Consider the following 23,387-nt stretch of genomic DNA (forward strand, 5'->3'; position numbering starts at 1 on the left):
AAATAACTTTTTATGCATTACTCATTTGTATATGGCTAAAAATGTTGTCCCCATGCTTGTGGCGAACAAGAGGAAGTTTTCTCTCTGTTGCTGTCATAGCCTTAAAAGAAAACTTCCAAAATATTTTTATTAAAAGGAAGTTCCATGTTTACCCATCGCTACACACCTATCGCACTCACATTATTTAGCTTATTCAGTGTTCAAGCATTGGCTGAAGAAAGCCTTCAAACCGATGACAGAATGAATGTGTTAATCAGCAAAGGTTATAGTACTCCGGCTGCAACCACTCAAAATTACAGTGGTGATACCGTAATTAATATTGTGCCAACCAGTAACGATATTAATAAACCACTAGACCAATTAATTGCCGAAAACTCACCGGGTTTTGTGCATACTAATTCAGGGACTTCAAAGCATAATTCAAACAACTACCATCGCGGTCTTTCTGATAAATATACCTTGTACCTATTAAATGGCGTAGCCTTCCCAACCTCTACACTGGGCAGTCAAAACCTACCCGACATTCCGATCGAATCGATTGCACTTATTGAGGTGATCCGTGGTGCACAAGCATCGCTATATGGCTCAAACTCACTCACTGGTGTGGTTAATATCATCACCAAGACAGGAGATGAACGTGATGCACAAATTAATATTAGCGGTGGCTCACACAACACAGGACGACTAGGTGGGGTTTATGCTGATAATTTTGGAAAATTTCATTTTATGACATCATTGGAAGTCGATAAATCAGACGGTTATGAGTTTATCGAAGCCTCGGATGAAGATTTTGGTTATCAAACTTACTCAATGAACACTTATTTGGCCTATGTTAATGAGCATAATCGATTCTCTTTAGCGCTGATTAATGGCACATCTGATCTTGAAATATATGAGTCTTACCCGAGCGCAGGGAAAGCAGAAACCTCGCAAGATTCGCTACAGTTAACTGGTAAATATATTCAGCGAATTAACCGCAATATCTCTTCTGAGTTAACACTTTCAGGCGCGAAAATTGATCTCAATGCGGGCCATCATAACTCTACAGATGTTGATAACTATGCAACTGATGAAGGGCTTGCACAATTGCATTTCAACAGCCAGTGGGAACAGGTCGCACTGAATTTTGGTGGTGAGTTTATTCATTCAAAATATAACTCAAATGAAAATAGCGAATCACGAGATCAAACAGCTGTCTACCTCGCGTTTAGTGCAGATGCCACTGATTACCTGAACTTCTCAGGCGGTTTACGTAACGATCACTATTCTGACTTCGGTGATGCTCTTACCTACTCAGCTGGCGTTGCATTATTTGACTTCGCGAATTTAAGCTATAAAACCTCTTTTACCGCTCCTTCATACAACGATCTTTACTGGCCAAACAGCGGTAATCCAGAATTAGAGCCGGAAGAGGGTGAAATGTTAGAGCTGGCATTGACTCATAACGTCAATACCGAAAGCGCGCATATTCCGTTAAAGTTGAACCTATACACAGGCTCCTTAGACAATAAAATTGAATGGGCTCCTATTTCAGAAGGTTCTTGGAATTGGTCACCCTTTAATATCGGTAAAGTGGATATCAAAGGAATCGAAGCGTATGCCCAATATAATGCACAGCAATTCATTTTTGATATTGCAGGATCATATACAGAAAGTATTGATAAAAGCACCAATGAGCAGTTAAAGAATGTGCCAGAATGGTCAGGCTCATCAAGCATTCAATATAACGCACCATTAGGCATTACACCTAAATTAAGTTACTCATATATTGGTAAACGTACTGGCTCTTATGGTGATTTAGATGAGGCTCATCTACTTGATTTTGCCATTAGTTATCAGGTCATCAAGCATATCAATCTTGGTTTTAGTATCAATAACCTAACCGATAATGATCAGACATTATATAGCGGGTATAATGCAGATGGTAGAACATTCCAGTTCACAATTGGTGCAAACCTGTAAGCGAAAGTTAGGCCAGCTGTATTAATAATGCGCTATGGCTAAAACATAAATTCGTACAAAAAAGGAGGGTAAATGAACAATTTCAAACTACTGTTATTTACCCTTTTTTTATTGCTATTAATCACCTTTGTACAAATCAAAACAGATCTTTTTGTCCTTTTTGAAGAGGGGACAGGTAACTTTACCACGCAAATAAATGGAGAGAATTACCCTAAGACACTCACTGATGTCACCGGCATTAGCTATCAGTTGACACAACCACCACAGCGAATTCTATCAGCAACATTAGTAACGGATCACATCCTTGCTGACCTTATCGATCCTGCACGTTTAGTCGCAGTCAGTAGTTATGTGGATTATCCAAGTCTCTCCAACATCGTTGGTTTTTACGATAAAAGCATTAGTCGCACCCAAGGTGAAATCGAATCGATGCTAGCATTGCAGCCCGACCTTGTCTTTGTTGCATCCTATAGCAACCCAGAAACCGTGCGTTACTTATTACGCAGTGGCATCGCCATCGTTCGCCTTAGCGAATTTAAAAGCTTTAACGATATTTTTAATAATATAAATATCGTTGCCTCCGTAACCGATACACAACAACAAGCTCAAGATGTCATTAAGCAGATACAAAACCGACTACAACATATTCAAAAACAGGTAGCAGATAAGCCCAAGCCACGGGTTTTATATTACGACATGAATGGCTATAGCGTCGGCGGGGATTCATTGATGGATGAAGCTATCACAATTTCCGGTGGGCTCAACGTTACCGCAGGTGTGCTACCCGATGGTGAAAATAGAATTAGTGAAGAACTTGCCATCTCATTGCAACCCGATGTCATTGTGATGAATCAATGGGTATTTAACCAAAATGAAGGGCAAGCATCTCCTGCTGAAATTTTAATGGCTAAAACGGCTTGGCAAAATGTCCCCGCCATTAAACATAATCGCGTATATGCAGTGCCCGGTACTTGGCTACGCAGCGTATCACAACACAGAATAAAAGGGGTAGAGGCAATTTCAAAATTACTGCATCCTGATATCACCCTGGCTCAAGAGAGTAAAAATGACTTATAAGTACATTACTATTCCCGTTATCTTTTCCCTATTAACTGCACTGTTTTTTGCATTATTAATTGGCGCGCTATTAAAAGGGCCAACCGATATTTCAGTGGCACAAATTGGCGATATTCTTAGTGAACGATTATTAGGAACCAGCAATCCGAACATCGTCGATTGGCAACGTAATATTATTATCGATATCCGCTTACCACGCGCCTTAATTGCTCTATTTGCAGGCGCTAGCTTGGCATTATGTGGTTTAGTGATGCAGGGTATGTTTCGTAACCCGCTTGCGTCCCCTTCCGTGCTTGGCGTTTCATCTGGCGCTTCATTAGGTGCAGTGATTGCTATTTATTTAGGGGCATCACTGTTTTCTGCTTGGGCAATTCCATTGTTTGCCTTTATTGGCGCAGGCATTTCTCTCAGTGTGGTATATCGCATTGCTTCCTCACGCGGGCAAACCAGTATCAGCACATTATTGCTTTCAGGTGTCGCAATCAGTGCATTGAATGTTGCAGCGATTTCATTACTACTTGCCCTATCATTAAGTAATTGGGATGTCGCGCGAATGATCATTTACTGGACCATGGGCGGACTTGATGGGCGAACTTGGGATCATGTATTGATCATATTACCAATTGTAGTCAGTGGTTTTATCGCTTTGCTATTTTACAGCAAACAGTTAGATCTATTGTTACTCGGTGAACATCATGCATTATCTGTCGGTGTTGATGTGCGAAGAACGCGTCGTAATTTACTCCTTATTAGCACAGCAATGGTTGGGGCATCGGTCTCTGTAGTGGGAGGAATCGGCTTCATTGGACTAGTGGTGCCACATATATTACGCCTAATATTAGGCCCTTCGCATCGTTACCTTTTACCCGCAAGTTTGTTAGGTGGTGCGATTGCACTATTAAGCGCAGATCTTTTCCTGAACACCGTCTTTAGTGAACAGGCGATTCCTTTAGGGGTAGTTACCGCTGCTCTCGGTGCTCCTTTCTTTCTTTTTCTACTTATCAAGCAACGTGTTACTACGGGGAACTTATAATGACGTCACCATTAAGCTGTGAACAACTACAGTTCTCATTTAATAAAAAGCCGATGATCAGTGAGATAAACCTTTCCTTCGCAAAGGGAGAATTTGTTGGGCTAATTGGTGCGAATGGCGCAGGAAAAAGTACCCTATTACAGTTGCTGTTAGGGCTGTTAAAAGCACAGTCTGGTAATATATTACTTTTTGGTAAAAACATTCAGCAGATAAAACGACGCGAAATAGCTAAACAACTCGCTTTTGTGCCACAGGCGATTGAGCTCCCCTATGCCTTCAGTGCACAACAATTGGTCGCCATGGGCAGAAACCCTTATTTAGGCGCTTTTGAACTAGAAAGTGAAGAAGATAAACAACTGATTGAAAAGGCAATGCAACAAACAGATATTAGCCATCTTAGTGATCGCTTAGTGAATACACTTTCAGGGGGTGAAAAACAACGCGTCATTATTGCACGTGCTTTAGCACAACAATCACCGACAATTTTACTCGATGAGCCGATTGCCAGTTTGGATATTTGCCATCAATTAGAAACACTGCAACTAATTCATTCATTGACCCGTGCAGGCAAAACAGCGATCACTGCATTACATGATTTGAATCTAGCTGCGCGCTATTGCGACCGGTTAATATTGATTGGAAAACGTGAAGACGGCATGACAACCATTATTAGTGATGGTACTCCAGAGCAAGTGTTAACCGTACAAAATCTCAAACAGCATTTTTCTATTCATGCAGATATCACAATGCAAAATGACAAAGTGCAGCTAAATAGTATTTCGCCATTGAAAACCATACCACCCCAATTATGTATGTGATCTAAGTATTGTGCAGGAAAATGACTTAACTCAATGCGAAATTTGATGTAAAAGATTGCACTCTCAAGGAAAACATTAACGAGGAGCTAAGCGATTTATTTCGTTTAGGATCACAACTGAGGTGTAAAAGGCGCAGCTAAAATAAACTCTTGTAACATGCCCTCTGCAACTTGAATATCATGACCGCGAGTTAGTACCGATACCCCGACACCTACTTTTGCACCTGTTTTAGCTCCATCACTGCCATTAATCAAACCACCAACTAAAGCGGACCGAGCAGTTTTTCCAGCGGTAGATTTAATCTCATTCTCTCCTGTACCAATAATGCTTTGTGTTTTTAGCGGGTACATTACATCATTAATGGTGATCTCGTTAAGTTCAAATTTTAATAACGCAGTGCCTGCAACACGTCCAGCCCTTTTCACATCAGTTAACACGCCATAAACATCACTACCTTTAGGGGCAACAATAATGTTTCCAACCATTAAATTACTCTCGAGTTTGGCGGTAAAACGCTGCCCAGCTTTATTTTGACGGCTATTAAAACCTTCACTTATTTTCACCATAAATGCGGAACCAGCAGGCACTGTTGCAATGCCTTGTTCGCTGGACTGTTTCTCAGTTCGAGAAACTGAAGCCTGTCTTTCAGTAACAGCATCGGATAGAACAATGCGACTCACTTGTGCAATCGGTAGATTCATCTCTATGCCATTCATCTCTAAAATCACTTTTTCTGCATCCTGACTTTTAATTTCCCCATCAAAAGTACGCCCATCTTTCAGCGTTACCGTATCAGCAAAAGTCTGTCCCATTGCGCATAAGACAAGCATTATTGAGAAAACTTGTTTAACCATAAATTTCATCATGACTCCCATCACATTGCCCCTTAAAGGGTGATTGATGGGCCAGTATAGGGGGCTTTAGAAAAAAAAAGATAGCTATAGTAAATATAACCTTCTGTATAACCACTACTATTTTCAACACGTTATGTATTAGCTAAATTTATATCGTTTAAGCTCAAGGGGGAGCAGGTTAGATGGAATAAAAACCAATAAACTTCTATTATCAGTATATACAAAGTTCATCGGGCCTAAAAAATGTTCAGAATAATCAACCTATTACTACTTATCTTGCTATCAAATTTATCAATCGCAATGGCGACAGAAAACCAGCCAGCAACACTTGTTGATATCAATATTGGTATTGAAATGCAGAAGTTTGAGCAATCAGCACAGAATATAGAACACTCTATTACGCTGGCCTCACAGGCGTTACAAGAGATGGCTAAAAACCCCAATTTAAATGAAGCGCAACAGGATAAAATAATCGCTAGCTTTGAAAGAATGGATGCACTCGCAAACCGTTTTCAAACGAGTATTGAAACAATTCCCAGCACCATAAAACAATCCACACCTCCAGTTACAGGGGCAATTAATAACCTTTTTTCCAATATTCAATTAACGATTATTATCGCCTTAGTCGCACTACTATTGTTAATTCTCGGCGCTTTAGTTGTTGTCTACTACTGGGTATTAAAGCCAAGCACGGCGATGCTATTACAGACCACAGAGAAAATAGATAGTATCGCCGCAGCATTACAAACTACTGCCCTCATTGTTGAAAAAAATGCAGATCAACAACTAGAGATTTTAAATCACACATCACGTAAGCCATAATCAATACTGCTTTAATAGGAGTACACCGCACTTCTCACATCATTTTTTGATTGCCTAACCATTAAACGGTAAAATGTCGCAATGATAATTTTAAGGGATTTAAAAGAATGGCAGTGGAAGTAACCGTAATCAAAAGTACCGCCGTTGATCCCACTCTTTTGCAACAGGTTGCTGGCACTATGCCAGAATGGTTTCAGCAAGGTGGTATGGTAATGTGGTTGTTATTACTCACCTCATTTGTGGTAACCATTATTACCCTTGAGCGCGCTTCTGCTTGGGTAACTTACCTGCTAAAAAAAGAACATTTTTTAATTAATGACTGTTTTGCAGCCCTAAATAAAAATGAAAAAGAACAGGCTCTCCTTTGCTGTCAGAACTTAGATACTCCAGCACTTAACATGTTAAAGCATGGTATTAACAGCCTACCATTCTCACCGAAAGAGCGAATGCAATCTTACGCTAAGCATCAGGTAAACGTCATGGCACAAGGACAACCTCTTCTTCGAAGTGCTGTAATTATTGCCTTAATACTCGGCCTGTTAGGCACCATCTTAGGCTTGGTTGACTCACTAAATAGTCTTAGCTTTCAGCAGGAAACCTCATTAGCTGCTATCTCAGGTGCTGTTGCTCATGCATTAATTGCAAGCGCATCAGGTCTCTGTGTCGCATTATTTGCCTTTATTCCTTACAAAACCTTCCAGACTCAAAGTAATAAGCTCAACGATCATCTACAAAAAATAAGCGGTGACTTTGACTATATTTGCCAGCAGAAATCACTAGTCACAAACCAAATAAGTGAAATTATGGCATTGCAGGAAAAACGTCTTAGCGAAGCAATTAGCACAACAGAAACTGTCGCAGAGCAGAGCGAGATGCCTTATCATTATGAGTTTAAAGAGGGGTCCGATGAGGTAAATGTGAGCTTGCATGAAGAGATGCAAGACTTGCAAAAGACATCACAATCTTCACTTATTGACATGTACAAAGAGGAGTTAAGTGCTTCTCCACGGAAAAGAAAGAAAGGCGTAAATGGCCCCTCTTCATTATTTGAAATGTATAAAAGTGCCGTCAATGAAGATCAAGAACTATACGGAGTGAACGAAGTTGAGTTGCAGGAGCAACAGGAAACGGCACACTTAAAAAAAGTGGAAAACGAGTAATGTCATTACAAACATGGTCACAAGGTAAAAAGAAATAATGCGTTATCTGCCCTTTATTATTATCAGCGTCATTCTCTATGCACTATTTTTTTACCATAATCAGCAGCCTGAGCTACTGGCAACAAAAAATGTTGCGCCGGAAGAAAAAATCAGTGAGAAAGTCATTCCTCTCGACTTTAAGGAGACGACGCCCTCAAAAATACCAAGCACTCAGCTAGCACCTCAAGAAACTATTTCACAGGCACCACAAAGCGCGAGCATAACAACAAGTATCGGTGCGACTCCCACTCCGAGCATCGCGCCAGTTACTATCGAAAAAACTCAAAGCATAGCGATAGAGAATGGCAATGCAACAAAGCAACAACAAGCTAAGCAGCAGCTTTACACTTTACTTAAAGCGACTGAGGCGAGTGAAGTAGCTCTATTAAAAGGCGAGTACTATGAACAGTATTTTTATCTAGATCTGCCTGCTCCTCCTATTCCAAGCCCGCAAGTTAAAAAAGGTAAAATACAACCTAAGAAAGCACCAGAAAAAGAACTCGCTAAGAAGCCGGTACAAGATACGCAACCTTCTGTAACCAGCGAGCTACTCAGTCAAAAATCAAATACAAATATTGCGAATGAAGAGCCAGTAAAAAAAGACAAGGTCAAGCGTAGCTTTAAAAAACAGGTCAAACCTGTCGTTGCTACACATACAACAGGCCTACAAGAAGCGATCGCTGTATCAGGGAATAAACCTCTCTATCCGACAGAAGCTAAAAAGGCTAAACTACAGGGAACCGCCACGGCGACATTTGTTGTAAACATGCGCGGGAAAACGAAACAATCTAAAATAACCCATTCAAGCGGCCATCAAATACTCGATAATGCGTTACTTGAATTTATTGATAAAGAGCGCTTTATGCCTGCACTTGACGGCATCGAAAAAGTGACCAGCGAACAGCAACTTTCCTTCAAGTATGAACTCAAGTAATTAAAGTGTTATCCACCACTATGCTAATCATAATGATAATAAAATAGGTAATGGGATCAGGTAGATGAGTAAAATAAAACTTTCAACAGACCGCTTAACTATCGGGTTATATATTCAGCTTCCCTGCGCTTGGGGTGGGCACCCTTTTCTTTTCAACAGTTTCAAAATTCAAGACCAACAGCAAATAGACGTATTACAGTCCTTAAGCTTTAATCACATCATCTATTTCCCAGAAAAAAGCGCATCAGTACCACTACCTGCGAATACTGAAAAAAAGAGTCATGACATAGAGCCTAAAGATGAAGATGATTATTTAGATGCTTTGTGGCAAGAAAAGCAACGTCGAGTAGAAGAGCAGAAAGCCTATCTTCGTAACCTGAGAAAAAGTGAAAATCAGTTTAAACAATCACTTTCAGTGGTACGTGCAATAAACCTCAAATTAGATAACCAAGCGACACAAGCATTAAGTGATGCCACCGACCTCATCAGTAATATTACTGAAAAATTAAATGGCTGTAATAGCACCGTATTACATCTAATGGAGGAGGGACAAGAGAACGACAAATACCATAGTCATGTTTTCCATGTTGCTATTTTGTCAATGATTCTAGGTAAAGCACTAGCGTTATCTGAGCAAGAACTTATCTACCTCGGCCTAGGTGCGCTGTTTCACGATTTAGGGAAACTAAAAATTCCTAAGCAGATTTTATATAACCGTCCGGAAGTGAGCTCTGTAGAAAATAATTATTATAAAATGCATGTGCGTTACGCAATGGATAAAATTAACAATATTCCTGACTTTCCAAATACGGTGACGGAGATAGTTAGCCAGCATCATGAATTTTTAGATGGTAGTGGTTATCCACAAAAGCTCAAAGGCGATCAGATTAATCTATTGACACAAATTGTCAGTATCGCCAATGAATATGACAATATGTGTAATCCTACCGATAAGCACCCAGTACGAACACCCTATCACGCATTGTCACACTTATATAAGAATAGAGGTTCACAACTTAATAAAGAGATATTGGGGCTATTAGTGAAGGAGCTAGGCATATATCCTCCGGGGTGTATCGTGCAACTATGCAATGAAAAATACGCATTGGTACTTAGTGTTAGTAAGGAAAATATTCTACAGCCTAATGTTATGATCTACGATCCTTCGATTCCCAAAAATGATGCTGCAATTATCTCATTAAGCGAAAAAGAGCTAAAAATAGAAAAAGTAATCATTCCTAGCAGGCTACCAGAGAATATTCGGGAATACCTAAACCCACGAGCAAGGGTAAATTATTACTTCGAACATAATGATGTAAGCTAAGTAACCTATTTTATTACACCGTTAACTTTCAGGTCCTCTAGCTGGCAAACTTTCCAGCTCTTCAGCCTCCAAGCTTCCAACTTTCTAGCCCTTAAGCCTTCAAGCTTTCTAGCCTTCCAGCCCTCAAGCTTTCTAGCCCTCAAGCTTTCCAGCGCTCGAAAGCAGGTATTTTTAGTACATAGAATTTATTACGCAGATTACTCAGCAGCAACGATTTCTAAGTTAATACCAAATCCACTAAATAACTGATCAATCTTACTGGTTAAAAGAAGCTATTTCAGCGTTAAAAATTTCGTAAAGGGAATAACCATTTGCATCAATTTTCGCCTTGAACTAACTCCTTTTTCCTGCGTAATATTTGATCACTATATTAGCGGAATTGGTATAACAACAACTGAAACTTCAGAGCCAGTGTTTGTAGAAAGGGAAACTGCAATCGCTGTTTCTTAAATTTCAGGTAAAAAAATACCCGCTCGAAAGCAGGTATTTTAGTACTTAGAGTTTATTGCGCAGATTACTCAGCAGCAACGATTTCTAAGTTAACAACAACTGAAACTTCAGAGTGAACAGAAACTGCAATCTCGTAAGTACCAGTGTTACGTAAAGCGCCTTCAGGAAGACGAACTTCACTTTTAACTACAGCTACACCAGCAGCAGTGATTGCATCAGCAATATCACGCGTACCGATTGAACCGAATAGTTTACCTTCATCACCAGATTTAGATTCGATAGTTACCGCTTCTAAAGCTTCAAGTGAAGCGCCACGCTCTTGTGCAGCAGCAAGGTTTGCAGCTTGCTTAGCTTCTAATTCAGCACGACGTGCTTCAAAAGCTTCTAAGTTTGCTTTGTTTGCTGGTACAGCTTTTTGCTGTGGGAAAAGGAAGTTACGTGCGTAACCTGCTTTAACATTCACTTTATCGCCAAGTTTACCAAGGTTAGCAACTGTATCTTGTAGGATAATTTCCATAATATATAGCTCCTATTTACTTGTGTAAATCTGTGTATGGGATAAGTGACAAGTAACGTGCACGTTTGATAGCGCGCGCTAGTTGACGTTGGTATTTTGCACTTGTGCCAGTAATACGGCTTGGTACGATTTTACCACTTTCTGTGATGTAATTTTTTAACGTAGCTACGTCTTTGTAATCAATTTCGCTAACACCTTCAGCAGTGAAGCGACAGAATTTACGACGGCGGAAGTAACGAGCCATGGTATTTCCTCAAATTTGTTCTATGTACTGAGCGTGCAACACTAATTTGCCAACTTTATTGGCGCTTTGTTGATAAGTGATAAAACCACTTACCCTAAGTTGCATACCTTTCGATAATTTATTTTTTAACTGAGTGGCGAGTGTTCCACTTATTGCAACTGGCATATAACAATATGCGTTGCGTGGTAGCTCAACCTCTTTCTGCACTGAGCGATGTTCGATTGTAAAGTTACAATGTTCAACACCACTTGGACTAACTTTGAATGTTGGCTTTTCAGTTACAACACCCGATAGGCGCAAAAAGTTTTCAGTCACTAAGTTTCTTATGCTTCAGCAGTTTCTTCTGCAGCAAACTCTGGGCGTGGAGCACGAGGAGCACGCTCTTCTTTTGCTTTAGCCACAACAGATGCTTCAGTAACAGCAGCTTTAGTACGCATGATCATGTTACGGATCACTGCATCGTTGAAACGGAAAGCTGTTTCCAATTCATCGATTACTGTTTGCTCTGCTTCAATGTTCATAAGAACATAGTGCGCTTTGTGAAGTTTGTTAATTGGGTAAGCCAGTTGACGACGGCCCCAATCTTCAAGACGGTGAATCGTACCACCAGCTTCTGTGATAGATGCTGTGTAACGCTCAACCATACCATTTACTTGTTCACTCTGATCAGGGTGAACCATAACTACGATTTCATAATGACGCATATAAAAATCGCTCCTTACGGGTTAGTAGCTTCTTGACTTGGCTCAGCCGGACCAAATAGAAGCAAGGAACAAAAAGAGTGGCTGAATTAAGGCGACAAAGTGTACAGTTTGATGTGACATAACGCAAGATAAGTTTGCATTTCGATTTCAGTGATTGCATCTATGACCTAACTATCTAAAATAGCCTCTTTTGTGGCGCAATAAACGAGTATAATTTGGCAAATTCAGGGTGGTTTTATATCTTAATAGTAAATATCGCGGTTCTTTCTGCGAATGTTTGGCTATTTACCGATAAAACACAGCCAGAGCTCGCTACCGAGTCTTCTTCAACAAATACACAGGTTACCGTGTCTCCACAACCAACACATATTCCGACACTATTTAATATCGTGCTCAGAGAAGAAAATGTACTCTCTTCAATGGATAACTTTCACTTTCCATTTAGAGAGCCTCTGCCATCACGGGAAGAGAGCCTGCAATCACAACTAATATACACTCAACAGCAAGTTGAAAATAGAAACAGTGCGATAAAAAAAGAGCAACAAAAAAATAGTCGACAATCACAACAATTAGCATCGCTTAAACAAAAGAATGCGGACTTAAAGCAAGCCCTATTAATTGTTGATAAAGAACTGCTCGCACAAGAGACGAGGTTGCAGCAACAAAGACAAAAAATAGAAACGCTACAGAAAACAGAAAAAGTATTACCCTTGTTTCAAAGCGATATTCAATTAGTCAAAAAATCAATCGATAAACAACCTGATTTGATTAAGAAAAAAGCGCCAATAACAGAAAGACATACAGAACATTTAATAGAACAACAAACCGATATAATAGTGACAGAAACAGATAACTTTTCTGGTTCTGTTGAGTTTGGTTTCGCCTACGAGCAGGATAATCAGGTCACTCGTTCACTCAATGGTCGCCTAATCCTCGATTACGATGAGCCGGAAAAATACAATATCAATAGTGATTTAGACTTCGAATTCGAAAATGAAGATGGCGAGAAGAGCACCGATAAGTACCGTTGGCAATTACAGTCAGATTATAATTTAAGCCCGGTAAACTTAGTCTTTGCTCGTAGTGACATTAGCCGAAGTCAATTTTCAAGCTATGAGCGTGAAGATATATTTACAGCAGGGTATGGGCGTATATTCTTTGATACTGAACGCCATAAATTCAATGTTGAAATTGGTCCGGGTTATCGTTTCGCAAAACCAAACTATGGAGAAGATGCCGTTTCTGTTGATGAATTTATCGTGCGAACACGATTAAACTATGAGCGAGTGCTCAGTGATAGTTTACAAGTTTCAATGGACACCACATTAGAAACAGGTCGTGAAAATAGTGTCTACAACCTTAATTTAAAAGCACAAAATCGCATCTACCAAGAACTCTATTTAATTTTTAGCTTTGATTTCAAATATAACCAAAATGTGCCTATTGATACTGTTAACGAAGAGATATCAAGCGGGTTAAGCTTGCTATATGCGTTTTAATTAACCCATTCTTTTCTATTTACCTTCAATTCAGGTTAATGAAACCGTTATAGTGTTTTGACTCAGAGAGTAATGATGATGGATTATTGAGATACAGTGCAGTGAGTTTTATGTAATTTAGGTGAATGAGTGTAGCAATAACTTGTAATTTAACATAGAAGCCCGCGAAAATAGCATTGTTGTATCGCTTTGCTTATTCAGACCGAGGCTATTTACACCTTCTTCGTATCGGTCTTATTTTACGCATGTGACCATGTCTACATATTTACACATACTTTATTTTCAATATGATTTAAATCAAACAATAGCAAATAAAAAAACCACTCCCCCTCTCCCACCCTCTATTATTTGTTGTCATTCTTTTGATACCATGTCGTTTTTTATAAGGAAATCACAGTGAAAAAATCAAAAATAGTACTCGCGCTTGCGCTCGCATACTCTTTATCCGCTTGTGGCGGAGGTGGGAGTGATAGCTCTACTACACCAACCACGCCAACTACACCAGAAGCAACAGCCTCCCCTAGCCCAGAAATATTACCCGTAGCAAACACAAATTATTCTGTCACAGCAATTGATGGATATCTCAAGGGCGCTTTAGTTTGCTTAGACATTAACAGTAACGGTAAATGTGATGACGATGAACCTAGTGATAATGCAGGCAATGAACAAGGGCAATATAACCTAGCTATTCCAGATGGGCTGTTAGTCGCTGACTATAAGGTATTAGTTGAGGTCATCGAAGGGCTTACCGTTGATATGGATACACCATTAGTTGATGGTAAACGCGCAGCAGAAACTAAACCTTATAGTATGACAGCACCTGCAGGTAAAAGCATCATCACCCCAATGACTACTATTGTTAATATGATGATGATTCAAGATGAAAACTTAACCCCAGAAACAGCAGCGACTAAAGTCGTTAATGATTTTAATTTACCGAGTGATACAGACCTTGATGTGCTGTTAGGTGATTATATTAAAAAGGTAGAAGATACCGCTGATGAAGACACGGCTGATATCACTAACGACATTTTAATTAGACATCTATCCACTAAATTGGTTGATCAAGGTGCAATGCCAACTGGAGCCGTCAGCACTTCTAAAGTTGATGATAATGCAAATACCCAATTGGACGCGATTACAGATGCAGTCACCGATTTAAATATTGTACTTGAACAAATAAAAAGAGAAGCGTTAGCACTTGATGAGTTACGCCGAAAAGTTGCTCTTGAAGCTAAGTTACAAGCTGAAAGTGAAGCTAAATTGCAGGCTGAGCTTGACGCAAAAGTGGCTAAAGAAGCAGCTGCAATACTGCAAGCAGAAGCGGAAGCTCAAGCAGCAAAAGACGATGCAACTGAAGCCGATAAACTTGCTGCAAGCGAAGCCAAAGCAGAAGCAGACAGGTTAGCAGCAGAGCTTGCCAAGGCGGAGTCTGAAAAAATACTCGCTGAAGCTCAATTAGTGCTAGCTGCGGCAGAGAAATTAGCAGCGGATGCAGAAAAAGCAGCAGCAGAACAACTGGCCGCATACAAGCTAGCTTTTCAAAAAGAACAACGAGAAGCAACAGAAGCGGAAGAAAAAGCAATTGCAGATGCACAAGCTGCACAAGCAGCCACAGAAGCAGCGGAAGCTGCAAGACTGGCGGCAATTGAAACAGCTGATAGTGAAGCACAGGCAGCTGCCGAGCTAGCAAAGGCAAATGCTGAAAAAGCGCTCGCAGATGCAAAACAAACGGAAGCTCAAGCACAATTAGCCAAAGCAAAAGCAGAGGCCGAAGCGGCTCTTGAAGCTGAAGCATTAGCACTCAAAGAAGAACTAGCTACGATTGAAAAAGCGAAAGCAGAGGCAGCAAAACAACTAGAGCAAGAGCGTTTAGAAAGCGAAAGGTTAGAGGCGCTTGCAGCAGCTGAAGCTGCAAAAATTAAAGCCGAAGCTGAAGCCCTTGCTGAACAGGCTCGTCTAGAAGCAGAAGCTGAAGCTGAAACAGCACGACTTGCGGCTATAGCGGCGGCTGAAAAAGCTGCACAAGATTTACTCGACGCTGCTAATGCTGAAGAGGTAGCAGATGCGCAAGCAGCTGCTGAAAAAGCGGAAGCTGATCGCTTAGCCGCGATTCAAGCAGCAGAAGCAGCCCTCCAAGCAGAAAAAGAGGCCTTACTGGCAGCACAAGAAGCAGAAGCACAAGCTAAATTGGCAGCAGAAGAAGCACGTATTGCAGCGGAAGAAGTTGCTAAATTAGCAGCAGAAGAAGCAGCACGTATTGCAAGAGAGAAAGCTGAAGCTGAGCGCATTGAAGCGGAACAGGTGGCAAAAGCAGCAGCAGAGGCAGCAGCAGAAGCGGAGCGTCTTGCTGCCATTAAAGCTGAAGAAGAGCGTTTGGCAGCTGAACAGGCAGAAGCAGCTCGTCTCGCAGCCATTAAAGCTGAAGAGGAACGCCTTGCTGCTATTAAAGCTGAAGAAGAGCGTTTGGAAGCAGAGCGACTTGCGGCACTTGCTGCAGCAGAAGCAGCAAAAGCGGTATTAGAGAGTGGCGTAGTTAATACAAATCAAGATATTACAATCACTCTACCTGAAAATTCACAAACACTTATCCTTGAAAGCGATTTAATCGTTGAAGGCAAATTAACTATTAAATAACTGGACAGTTTAGGAGTTTATATTATGAATAAATTTACACTCACATTAACCGCATTAAGCGTAATGACATCTGTCTACGCATCCGCGGGAGATGCCATTCTTGATGTCCATGGCGATATTAAAGTTAATGGCAAAACCGTTATCACCGCCGAAGGGCAAGTAATTGATACCAGCCTTATCGATTTGACACAATATCGTATTTGGCCTGCGGGATATTACACCTTTACCAATAAAAACGTCAGTGACGATATTGTAAACGTCACCTTTGATGACCATGGCAATGAAACTTCTTTTACAAGAACAAAAGCTGGGGAAATTACCGAACAAGAATCCACCATCTTCAATAATGATGGCTCTTACACAGAGAACCGCGATGATGGAGAACCCCATAGCCATACTTGGCAACATTGGCATGAAGAGATAGAAATGCGCACATCTATGTGTGATATATGGGATCCTGAAACGAATGAACCTACTGGAATGCAAGAGCCCTGCCTTAAGTACGTTCTCATTGTTGATGAAAATGGTGTTCCGATACTCGATGAATGGGGGTATGAGCAATATGGTCATGAATATGATGAAAATGGAGATCCGAAAGTAGAGCAATACGAGCACTATGAAGGTTATCAAATAGATGTAACTCGCACTGAAACCTGCAGTGAAGAACTCACTTTTACACCGATCAATAAAAGTGAATTTACGACTGCAATATTAGGTGTTCCAACTTCTATCGCTTTAAAAGAGCAAGTAACAGGTACTCGCTACTGTGAAACCACCTTCACCTTTCCAAACGGCTTACCAGATAACGTGACAGAGGAGTCAGTTCGAGAGAATAACTTTATTGACGGCGTTAATGATAATGAAGTTAATCATGTCAGTTTTGAAATGGATACTGTGACACCACTAATGCGAACCACTTATCAATTGGGCGCTCAACTATTAACCGATTGTATTGTGCTTCAAGAGCGTGAAAGCAACGATCTTTATAATCAATATGATGATGATAACAATGGCCCAGAAACAAACACTTATTGTGCTGGCATTGGCCTTGTTGAGCATAGAGAGGCGCCTAATTCGGACAATGATTGGCAAGAGGTCATATTGCAACGCACAACATTTAGTGAAGTACAGTAAACAGTAACCAATTTAATCACAAATTGTGAGGATAGATTAATGAATAAGATAACATTAACACTCATTGCGCTTGCTGTTTCCAGTATTGTGCATGCAGAAACAACAACCATTACAACCCTTGACGTTAAAGGGGAAATTCAAATTTATGGTAACAAAGTCATTGATAGCCAAGGCACCACCGCCACTGCTAACAGTGATATTATCGATCTCGAAGCATATGACATCGATGACACTCGCATTAATAGCTATCAATATTTCGAGGGTTATAAAGATGGACAGTACTACACCATGACGTTTGGCTATGATGAATACGATAAATTTACCAGTGAAGTTAATACAATTGATGGTAAAGAAACATGGAAAGGAGAGTGGTATAACCGAACAGCTTCTGGTTTTACTTCGAAAATGACATCTACAAGTGGTGATTCCTACTTCAAATCAGAATGTATCACCGTCAGTGATTATACAACAGAGGTTAGCTCATGGCCTAGCATGACTAAGTTAGGAGAAAAGCTATCCAGTGTTGAACGCTTAGCTTTCGATCGAACAAGAACATGTACCGAAACAGACCTAATGAGTGATGCAGAGCCTGCCGTAAATATTGAAGAATACACAGACCAAGAGCTACTAGAAGTCACCCATCGCACAGTGCTGTTAAAAACCAGCTATGATCAAAATGGTTATGTGTCGGATGATTGTATTGTGGTATTAAGGGAGACCATGTGGGGCGAGCAAGTACGCACTTATTGTCGAGATTTAGGTTTAGTAGAGCTGAAAATGCGTAACAACGGCCTTTTATATCAACGAGTCAATGCGCTTTCTTCGCCTAACCTAGAGGGAAAACAATAATGAAAAAACTTATCTTAACAATGACAGCACTATCGGTAATGAGCGTCACTCACGCTGCTACTTTAGATGTAAAAGGCGAAATAAAAATTGATGGTAAAGTCGTATTTGATCAGCAAGGAAAACTCGTAAGCCCAAATCTGATTGATATTAACGCTTATATCAAATCACCAAAAGGGATTGCAATATTAACAGCTACCAACATTGAAGGACAAGAGCATACCATTGTGCTCACTGATGACGGTATGAAAAACAGTAGTGAGTTTGATTACAATAATGGTGAGTTAGAATGGGCCGGAGAATGGTTTGATGGAGAGCTTAATAGAATCCAAAATAGCTGGGATAAATGCTCTCCAACTAGAACTACAGAGGCGCTACAAAATATACCTTACCCTTCATTAAAAATAGGTAATACAGGTTCAAACTTTGCAAAATATAAAGTGTACGCTAAAAATAGTTGCGAAACAGACGCAGACAAAAATGAAACAGTGCAAGACATTGAGTCAATATCGTTACTCGCTAAACTAAACTATCAACAAGGACAGTTTAACTTTGATGATTGTATTTTAGTTGAGCAAACACGCTCATGGGGACGCGTCGACTTGAAAACCTTTTGTTTAGGACAGGGGCTGGTCGAATACAAAACTGATTATCGCAATAATGAAAAATCAGCATCTCGTGAATATAAGTTAACCAGTATTGAGATGTTACCTGATGATTATACCTGGGAGCATAAGATACTAACCCTTAATACAGAGGAAGAGATAAACTCAGGCAATGCTAAACTTGAAGCGCTATTAAGCGGGAAAACGCTTTACGTAATAGATACCGATAACGAAAGTGGCACGCGATCAGTTGAGAGTATTTCTTTTAATATCAATGGCTCTGTAACGGATACAGTTGAGACAGGTAGTTGGAAAGTAGAAAATGGACTGTTACTCACTTCATGGCCCCCATCTCCAGAAGATGTTGAGCAAGAAGCTGATAATGTTAAAGACAGGCTAACCGAGGTAACCAATGATTACATCGTATTAGAAGAAATAACAATGTCCCAAGAAGAGACTGATGGGCCGTTCAGAGTATACTTTGAGCAGTCCAAAGCGGAAGCTTATATGGCAACACTGCCAACTCCAGAAACGCCTGTAATAGAAATGCCTTATTAACAGTTAAACGTAAATAATAAAAAAACCTCGCTATTTTGAATAGCGAGGTTTTTTGTCTTTTACCATATGTAAAACTTGTTTAACGACGCTGGCGCACCACCTCATACAAACAGATGCCCGTTGCTACAGAGACGTTTAAACTTGATACTGCACCTGCCATTGGCAGTTTAATTAACTCATCACAATGCTCGCGCGTTAAGCGGCGTAGGCCTTTACCTTCAGCGCCCATTGCAATGGCAATGCCACCAGCAAACTTGCAATCGTAAACCTCTTGTTCTGCTTCACCAGCCGTGCCGTATAACCAAATACCTTTGTCCTGCAGATCACGCATACAACGCGCTAGATTGGTAACGTGAATCAATGGCACAGACTCTGCCGCACCACAGGCAACTTTTCGAACGACAGGCGTAAAGCTTGCAGAGTTGTCTTTTGGAATAATCACTGCATGTACCCCAGCAGCATCGGCACTACGCAAGCATGCACCTAAATTATGCGGATCAGTGACGCCATCTAAAATCAGTAAAAAAGGAGGCTCGTTTAGTTCATTTAGAATCGGCTCTAGATCATTATCCGTTAACACTTTAGCCGCTTTAATACGTGCGATAACACCTTGGTGCTGTTCATCTTTAGACTTTTCATCTAATGATTTGCGTTGCATCTGTTGCACTGAAATACCCCACTCTTGGGCTTTTGTCGTAATGTCAGTCAAGCGCTGATCGTCACGGCCTTTAAGCGTGTAAATCTCAATCACACGTTCAGGTTGCTTCTCTAACAGGGCATCAACCGCGTGCATGCCATAAATTAATTCACTTTTACTCATCTTACTTATCTCTTTATTAATGAGGTGGCGTTGCTTTTCCACCTACTACTATTCATTATGCTTTAGTATTACTTGCTTTGGCTTTAGCGCGTGCAGCGCGACCAGGGCGTTTCTTTTTAGACGTTGTTTTTTTCTTTTTCGAAGAAACGGTGTTCTTTTCACCCTGCGCTACTTTCTGTTTTGGCTTTTTCTTTTTTTTATTGGCAGCTTTACGTTGTGCCAATAATTGCGCTTCGGTCTCTTTGTCTATCTCTTTAATCAGCGGTTGCTCATTATGCTTGTTGCTGTTATCACGATTTTTGTTTTTTTCTTTGTTACGTGCGCGTTTATCAATAGGGCGATCTTTACTTGGTTTGTCACCTTTTTTAAGGCCACGTTTACGTTGCCCCGCCAATGCTTCATCAGCCAGTTCAAAATCGATCTTCTTATCATCTAAGTTAACCGATAAAACTTTTACCTCTAACACATCACCAATGCGATAAGTTCGACCAGTGCGCTCCCCTTTCAAAGTTTGCTTACCTGCATCAAAAATATAATAATCGCTGATCAACCCAGTGACATGCACTAGCCCGTCGATATGAATATCATTTAAACGCACAAAGAAACCAAAATTAGTCACGGCGGCAATAGTACCAACCATCACATCACCGATATGATCTTGCATATATTCGCATTTTAAAGCATCAGCAACATCACGGGTGGCATCATCTGCGCGACGCTCGGTCATCGAGCAATGCTCACCCAGTTCGCCCATTTCAGCATGCTGATAATGGTAGCCACCAGTTTCTGTCCATTTAGACTTTAACTGGCCTTTTTCTTGATGTTGAATAAGGTACTTAATTGCACGGTGCAAAATTAAGTCGGGGTAACGACGAATTGGCGAGGTAAAGTGAGAGTATTCACCTAACGCAAGGCCAAAGTGTCCTAAGTTTTCATCTTGGTAAACCGCTTGTTTCATTGAGCGAAGTAGCATGGTTTGTAATAACTCGCTATCTTCACGCCCTGCAAACACTTCTGCTAAATCGGCGTAATCTCGTGGCGCAGGTTTATCCCCACCACCTAAACTCAAGCCTAATTCACCTAAGAATGAACGGAAGTTAGTGAGTTTTTCTTCGCTTGGCGTTTCATGCACACGGAATAAAGCAGCCGCTTGTGCATTCTCTATTAAACGCGCCGAGGCCACGTTTGCCGCGATCATACACTCTTCGATGATCTTGTGTGCATCATTACGCACTAATGGCTCAATCGATTCAATTTTACGATTTTCATCAAAGATGAAGCGTGTTTCTAAGGTTTCAAACTCCATTCCACCACGTATTTTACGTGCTTTTTTGAAGGCTTTATAAAGGTTTTCCAGCTCTTCTAAATGTGGCACTAACGGCTTGTATTGCTCACGTAAAGGCGCATCGCCCTCAAGTATTTTTGCAACTTTGGTATAGGTGAAACGCGCATGAGAATTCATCACCGCTTCATAAAACTTATAATCTTTGAGATGACCGTCTTTACCAATCACCATTTCACTGACCATACACAGGCGATTTACCTGAGGATTCAGTGAACAAAGGCCGTTTGATAACACCTCGGGTAACATCGGAATCACTTGATCAGGAAAGTACACCGAGTTGCCTCGGTTGATCGCTTCTTTATCTAAGATGGTTCCATTACGCACATAATAACTCACATCGGCAATCGCAACCCACAAACGCCAACCGCCCTCAGGCTCTTTTTGACAGAACACCGCATCATCAAAGTCACGTGCATCTTCACCATCAATGGTAACCAGCGGTAAGTCGCGCAGATCAACACGGCCTTCAATCGCGTGATCAGGGACAAACTCACCAAATACTTTTAGCTCTTTATCGAGTCCTTTAGGCCACTCATGGGGAATATCGTGAGTACGTAGCGCAATTTCAACCTCCATACCGGGCTGCATATCTTGCCCAAGTACTTCGGTAATTTTTCCTAGTGCACTAAAACGCGCTTTGGGACGATTTATAATTTCAACAACCACTATTTGCCCATGACGCGCACCACAGTTGTTTTCTTTATTAATCATTATCTGCTGATTAATACGAGAATCATCGGGGATCACCATCGCGATGCCATCTTCGACAAAGTAACGCCCCACTATCGTGCCAGTACGCGCTTCTAATAGACGTACAAAGCGTGCTTCTGTTCTACCTCGCGAATCCACTTTAACCGGTTGCGCTAATATCTCATCACCATGGAAAAGAAAACGCATTTGATGTGCTGGTAAAAAAAGATCTTGCTCTTGATCTGCACTTTTCAAAAAACCAAAACCATCTTTATGGCCAATTACTTTACCTTTTACTAAATCCAGTTTGTCAGGTAGCGCATAAGTGGCATTTCGACACCAGACTAATTGTCCATCACGCTCCATCGCTTTTAAGCGACGACGAAGCCCTTCCGCCTCCTCTTCACTACTTAGTGAAAATGCTTTAAAAATAGCATCACGGGTGATTGGCTTGGCTTGTTTTTCCATAAACTCTAAAATGAATTCACGGCTAGGAACGGGGTGTTCGTAAGTTTGAGATTCTCGGTCGAGATGCGGGTCTTGTGTCATAATGAAGGCTCTTAATAATGTAAGTAATTAAAGTATATCTGAAAATGTGAAAAGCATCCTATTTATAATGAATTGTACGCATTTTAAAATAGCCATTACACAACAAAAATAGTTTAGCTATTATCTAAAATTGTTTGAACAATAAGCAATTAAGCAATAATTTTGCTAAATTGCCAAAAAAGAGTAGACACAAATTCAAAGCTTGAGTAATATTCGCGCCACGCTAAAGACGTGAGCACCCGTAGCTCAGCTGGATAGAGCGTTGCCCTCCGGAGGCAAAGGCCACAGGTTCGACTCCTGTCGGGTGCGCCAATACTTCGGTAGATAACGAACCAGTTCTTTAGTTTATAGTGGCGGATGTAGCTCAGTTGGTAGAGCCCCGGATTGTGATTCCGGTTGTCGCGGGTTCAATCCCCGTCATTCGCCCCATCTTTCTTAGATGTAAAACTCGTTTCGGTGATTAGCGCAGCTTGGTAGCGCACCTGGTTTGGGACCAGGGGGTCAGAGGTTCGAATCCTCTATCACCGACCACATTTAGAAAAGCCCGTAACATGTAAAAGTGCTACGGGCTTTTTGTATTTTAAGGCTATAGAAATAACCTCTGGGGCTACTTAAACATTCGAATCCCCTATCACCGACCACATTTAGAAAAGCCCGTAACATGTAAAAGTGCTACGGGCTTTTTGTATTTTAAGGCTATATGGATAGGATGAGCAAGCGTCTCAATTCCTGCCACACAGTGGACTCCCATTCACTCCCCTTCTCT

20 protein-coding genes and 3 tRNA genes are annotated in these 23,387 nt (G+C 40.8%); 16 read left to right on the plus strand and 7 right to left on the minus strand.

Features of this window, described 5'->3' with window-relative positions; genetic code table 11:
* The first annotated feature begins 144 nt into the window (after window positions 1-144).
* The 4 genes from CW745_RS06825 to CW745_RS06840 all read left to right on the plus strand — a co-directional run bounded on the left by CW745_RS06825 (window position 145) and on the right by CW745_RS06840 (window position 4,890).
* Window positions 145-1,962: a TonB-dependent receptor gene (locus CW745_RS06825; RefSeq protein ID WP_101107892.1), complete on the plus strand. Its 1,818-nt coding sequence runs from the start codon at window positions 145-147 to the stop codon at window positions 1,960-1,962.
* Between the two features lie 72 nt (window positions 1,963-2,034).
* A complete protein-coding gene (locus tag CW745_RS06830; RefSeq protein WP_101107893.1) occupies window positions 2,035-3,039 on the plus strand; it encodes an ABC transporter substrate-binding protein in 1,005 nt (334 codons plus the stop codon).
* Window positions 3,029-4,072: an iron ABC transporter permease gene (locus CW745_RS06835; protein ID WP_101107894.1), complete on the plus strand. Its 1,044-nt coding sequence runs from the start codon at window positions 3,029-3,031 to the stop codon at window positions 4,070-4,072. The genes CW745_RS06830 and CW745_RS06835 overlap by 11 nt, the downstream gene beginning before the upstream one ends.
* Entirely contained in the window at window positions 4,072-4,890 is an 819-nt protein-coding gene (locus CW745_RS06840) for an ABC transporter ATP-binding protein (RefSeq protein ID WP_101107895.1), read from the plus strand. Before CW745_RS06835 ends, CW745_RS06840 begins: the two co-directional genes overlap by 1 nt.
* A gap of 110 nt (window positions 4,891-5,000) precedes the next feature.
* Here CW745_RS06840 and CW745_RS06845 read toward each other — a convergent pair whose 3' ends face one another.
* Window positions 5,001-5,744, minus strand: a complete 744-nt coding sequence (locus CW745_RS06845; RefSeq protein ID WP_193755552.1) for a hypothetical protein — start codon at window positions 5,742-5,744, stop codon at window positions 5,001-5,003.
* A 243-nt stretch (window positions 5,745-5,987) separates the two neighbouring features.
* Between CW745_RS06845 and CW745_RS06850 the strand changes: the two genes are divergently transcribed.
* From CW745_RS06850 to CW745_RS06865, 4 genes are all read left to right on the plus strand, one after another.
* Window positions 5,988-6,566, plus strand: coding sequence for a hypothetical protein (locus CW745_RS06850; RefSeq protein WP_101107897.1), 579 nt, complete (start codon window positions 5,988-5,990; stop codon window positions 6,564-6,566).
* A gap of 107 nt (window positions 6,567-6,673) precedes the next feature.
* Window positions 6,674-7,726: a MotA/TolQ/ExbB proton channel family protein gene (locus CW745_RS06855; protein ID WP_101107898.1), complete on the plus strand. Its 1,053-nt coding sequence runs from the start codon at window positions 6,674-6,676 to the stop codon at window positions 7,724-7,726.
* A gap of 37 nt (window positions 7,727-7,763) precedes the next feature.
* Complete coding sequence (locus CW745_RS06860; RefSeq protein ID WP_101107899.1) at window positions 7,764-8,699, plus strand: energy transducer TonB; 936 nt, start codon at window positions 7,764-7,766, stop codon at window positions 8,697-8,699.
* A 64-nt stretch (window positions 8,700-8,763) separates the two neighbouring features.
* On the plus strand, window positions 8,764-10,023 hold the full coding sequence (locus CW745_RS06865; protein ID WP_101107900.1) for an HD domain-containing phosphohydrolase: 1,260 nt from the start codon (window positions 8,764-8,766) through the stop codon (window positions 10,021-10,023).
* Window positions 10,024-10,537: 514 nt separating this feature from the next.
* Here CW745_RS06865 and rplI read toward each other — a convergent pair.
* The 4 genes from rplI to rpsF are packed head-to-tail and all read right to left on the minus strand — an operon-like array spanning window position 10,538 to window position 11,938.
* Window positions 10,538-10,990 (minus strand): 50S ribosomal protein L9, encoded by a 453-nt coding sequence (gene rplI, locus CW745_RS06870; RefSeq protein WP_101107901.1) that lies wholly within the window; start codon window positions 10,988-10,990, stop codon window positions 10,538-10,540.
* A 16-nt stretch (window positions 10,991-11,006) separates the two neighbouring features.
* Window positions 11,007-11,234, minus strand: coding sequence for a 30S ribosomal protein S18 (gene rpsR, locus CW745_RS06875; RefSeq protein ID WP_101107902.1), 228 nt, complete (start codon window positions 11,232-11,234; stop codon window positions 11,007-11,009).
* 9 nt (window positions 11,235-11,243) lie between these two features.
* On the minus strand, window positions 11,244-11,549 hold the full coding sequence (gene priB, locus CW745_RS06880; RefSeq protein WP_101107903.1) for a primosomal replication protein N: 306 nt from the start codon (window positions 11,547-11,549) through the stop codon (window positions 11,244-11,246).
* An 8-nt stretch (window positions 11,550-11,557) separates the two neighbouring features.
* Complete coding sequence (gene rpsF, locus CW745_RS06885) at window positions 11,558-11,938, minus strand: 30S ribosomal protein S6 (RefSeq protein WP_101107904.1); 381 nt, start codon at window positions 11,936-11,938, stop codon at window positions 11,558-11,560.
* Window positions 11,939-12,153: 215 nt separating this feature from the next.
* Between rpsF and CW745_RS06890 the strand changes: the two genes are divergently transcribed.
* The 5 genes from CW745_RS06890 to CW745_RS06910 all read left to right on the plus strand — a co-directional run bounded on the left by CW745_RS06890 (window position 12,154) and on the right by CW745_RS06910 (window position 19,217).
* Window positions 12,154-13,437, plus strand: a complete 1,284-nt coding sequence (locus tag CW745_RS06890; RefSeq protein ID WP_101107905.1) for a DUF481 domain-containing protein — start codon at window positions 12,154-12,156, stop codon at window positions 13,435-13,437.
* A gap of 396 nt (window positions 13,438-13,833) precedes the next feature.
* Window positions 13,834-16,074 carry a hypothetical protein gene (locus CW745_RS06895; RefSeq protein ID WP_101107906.1) on the plus strand — a complete coding sequence of 747 codons (2,241 nt, stop codon included), beginning with the start codon at window positions 13,834-13,836 and terminating at the stop codon, window positions 16,072-16,074.
* Window positions 16,075-16,098: 24 nt separating this feature from the next.
* Window positions 16,099-17,208 carry a hypothetical protein gene (locus CW745_RS06900; protein WP_101107907.1) on the plus strand — a complete coding sequence of 370 codons (1,110 nt, stop codon included), beginning with the start codon at window positions 16,099-16,101 and terminating at the stop codon, window positions 17,206-17,208.
* 39 nt (window positions 17,209-17,247) lie between these two features.
* A complete protein-coding gene (locus CW745_RS06905) occupies window positions 17,248-18,057 on the plus strand; it encodes a hypothetical protein (protein ID WP_101107908.1) in 810 nt (269 codons plus the stop codon).
* Window positions 18,057-19,217, plus strand: coding sequence for a hypothetical protein (locus tag CW745_RS06910; protein WP_101107909.1), 1,161 nt, complete (start codon window positions 18,057-18,059; stop codon window positions 19,215-19,217). Before CW745_RS06905 ends, CW745_RS06910 begins: the two co-directional genes overlap by 1 nt.
* 79 nt (window positions 19,218-19,296) lie before the next feature.
* On the opposite strand, the gene rlmB is transcribed toward CW745_RS06910, so the two are convergent.
* Together rlmB and rnr are read right to left on the minus strand one after the other, a co-directional pair.
* On the minus strand, window positions 19,297-20,037 hold the full coding sequence (gene rlmB / locus CW745_RS06915) for a 23S rRNA (guanosine(2251)-2'-O)-methyltransferase RlmB (protein ID WP_101107910.1): 741 nt from the start codon (window positions 20,035-20,037) through the stop codon (window positions 19,297-19,299).
* A 55-nt stretch (window positions 20,038-20,092) separates the two neighbouring features.
* Window positions 20,093-22,621 (minus strand): ribonuclease R, encoded by a 2,529-nt coding sequence (gene rnr / locus CW745_RS06920; RefSeq protein WP_101107911.1) that lies wholly within the window; start codon window positions 22,619-22,621, stop codon window positions 20,093-20,095.
* A gap of 235 nt (window positions 22,622-22,856) precedes the next feature.
* Here rnr and CW745_RS06925 point away from each other — a divergent pair.
* From CW745_RS06925 to CW745_RS06935, 3 genes are all read left to right on the plus strand, one after another.
* Window positions 22,857-22,933, plus strand: a tRNA-Arg gene (locus CW745_RS06925).
* A gap of 41 nt (window positions 22,934-22,974) precedes the next feature.
* Window positions 22,975-23,050, plus strand: a tRNA-His gene (locus CW745_RS06930).
* Window positions 23,051-23,075: 25 nt separating this feature from the next.
* A tRNA-Pro gene (locus tag CW745_RS06935) sits at window positions 23,076-23,152 on the plus strand.
* The last annotated feature ends 235 nt before the right edge of the window (window positions 23,153-23,387 follow it).

The sequence above is a fragment of the Psychromonas sp. psych-6C06 genome (assembly GCF_002835465.1).
Classification (GTDB): domain Bacteria; phylum Pseudomonadota; class Gammaproteobacteria; order Enterobacterales; family Psychromonadaceae; genus Psychromonas.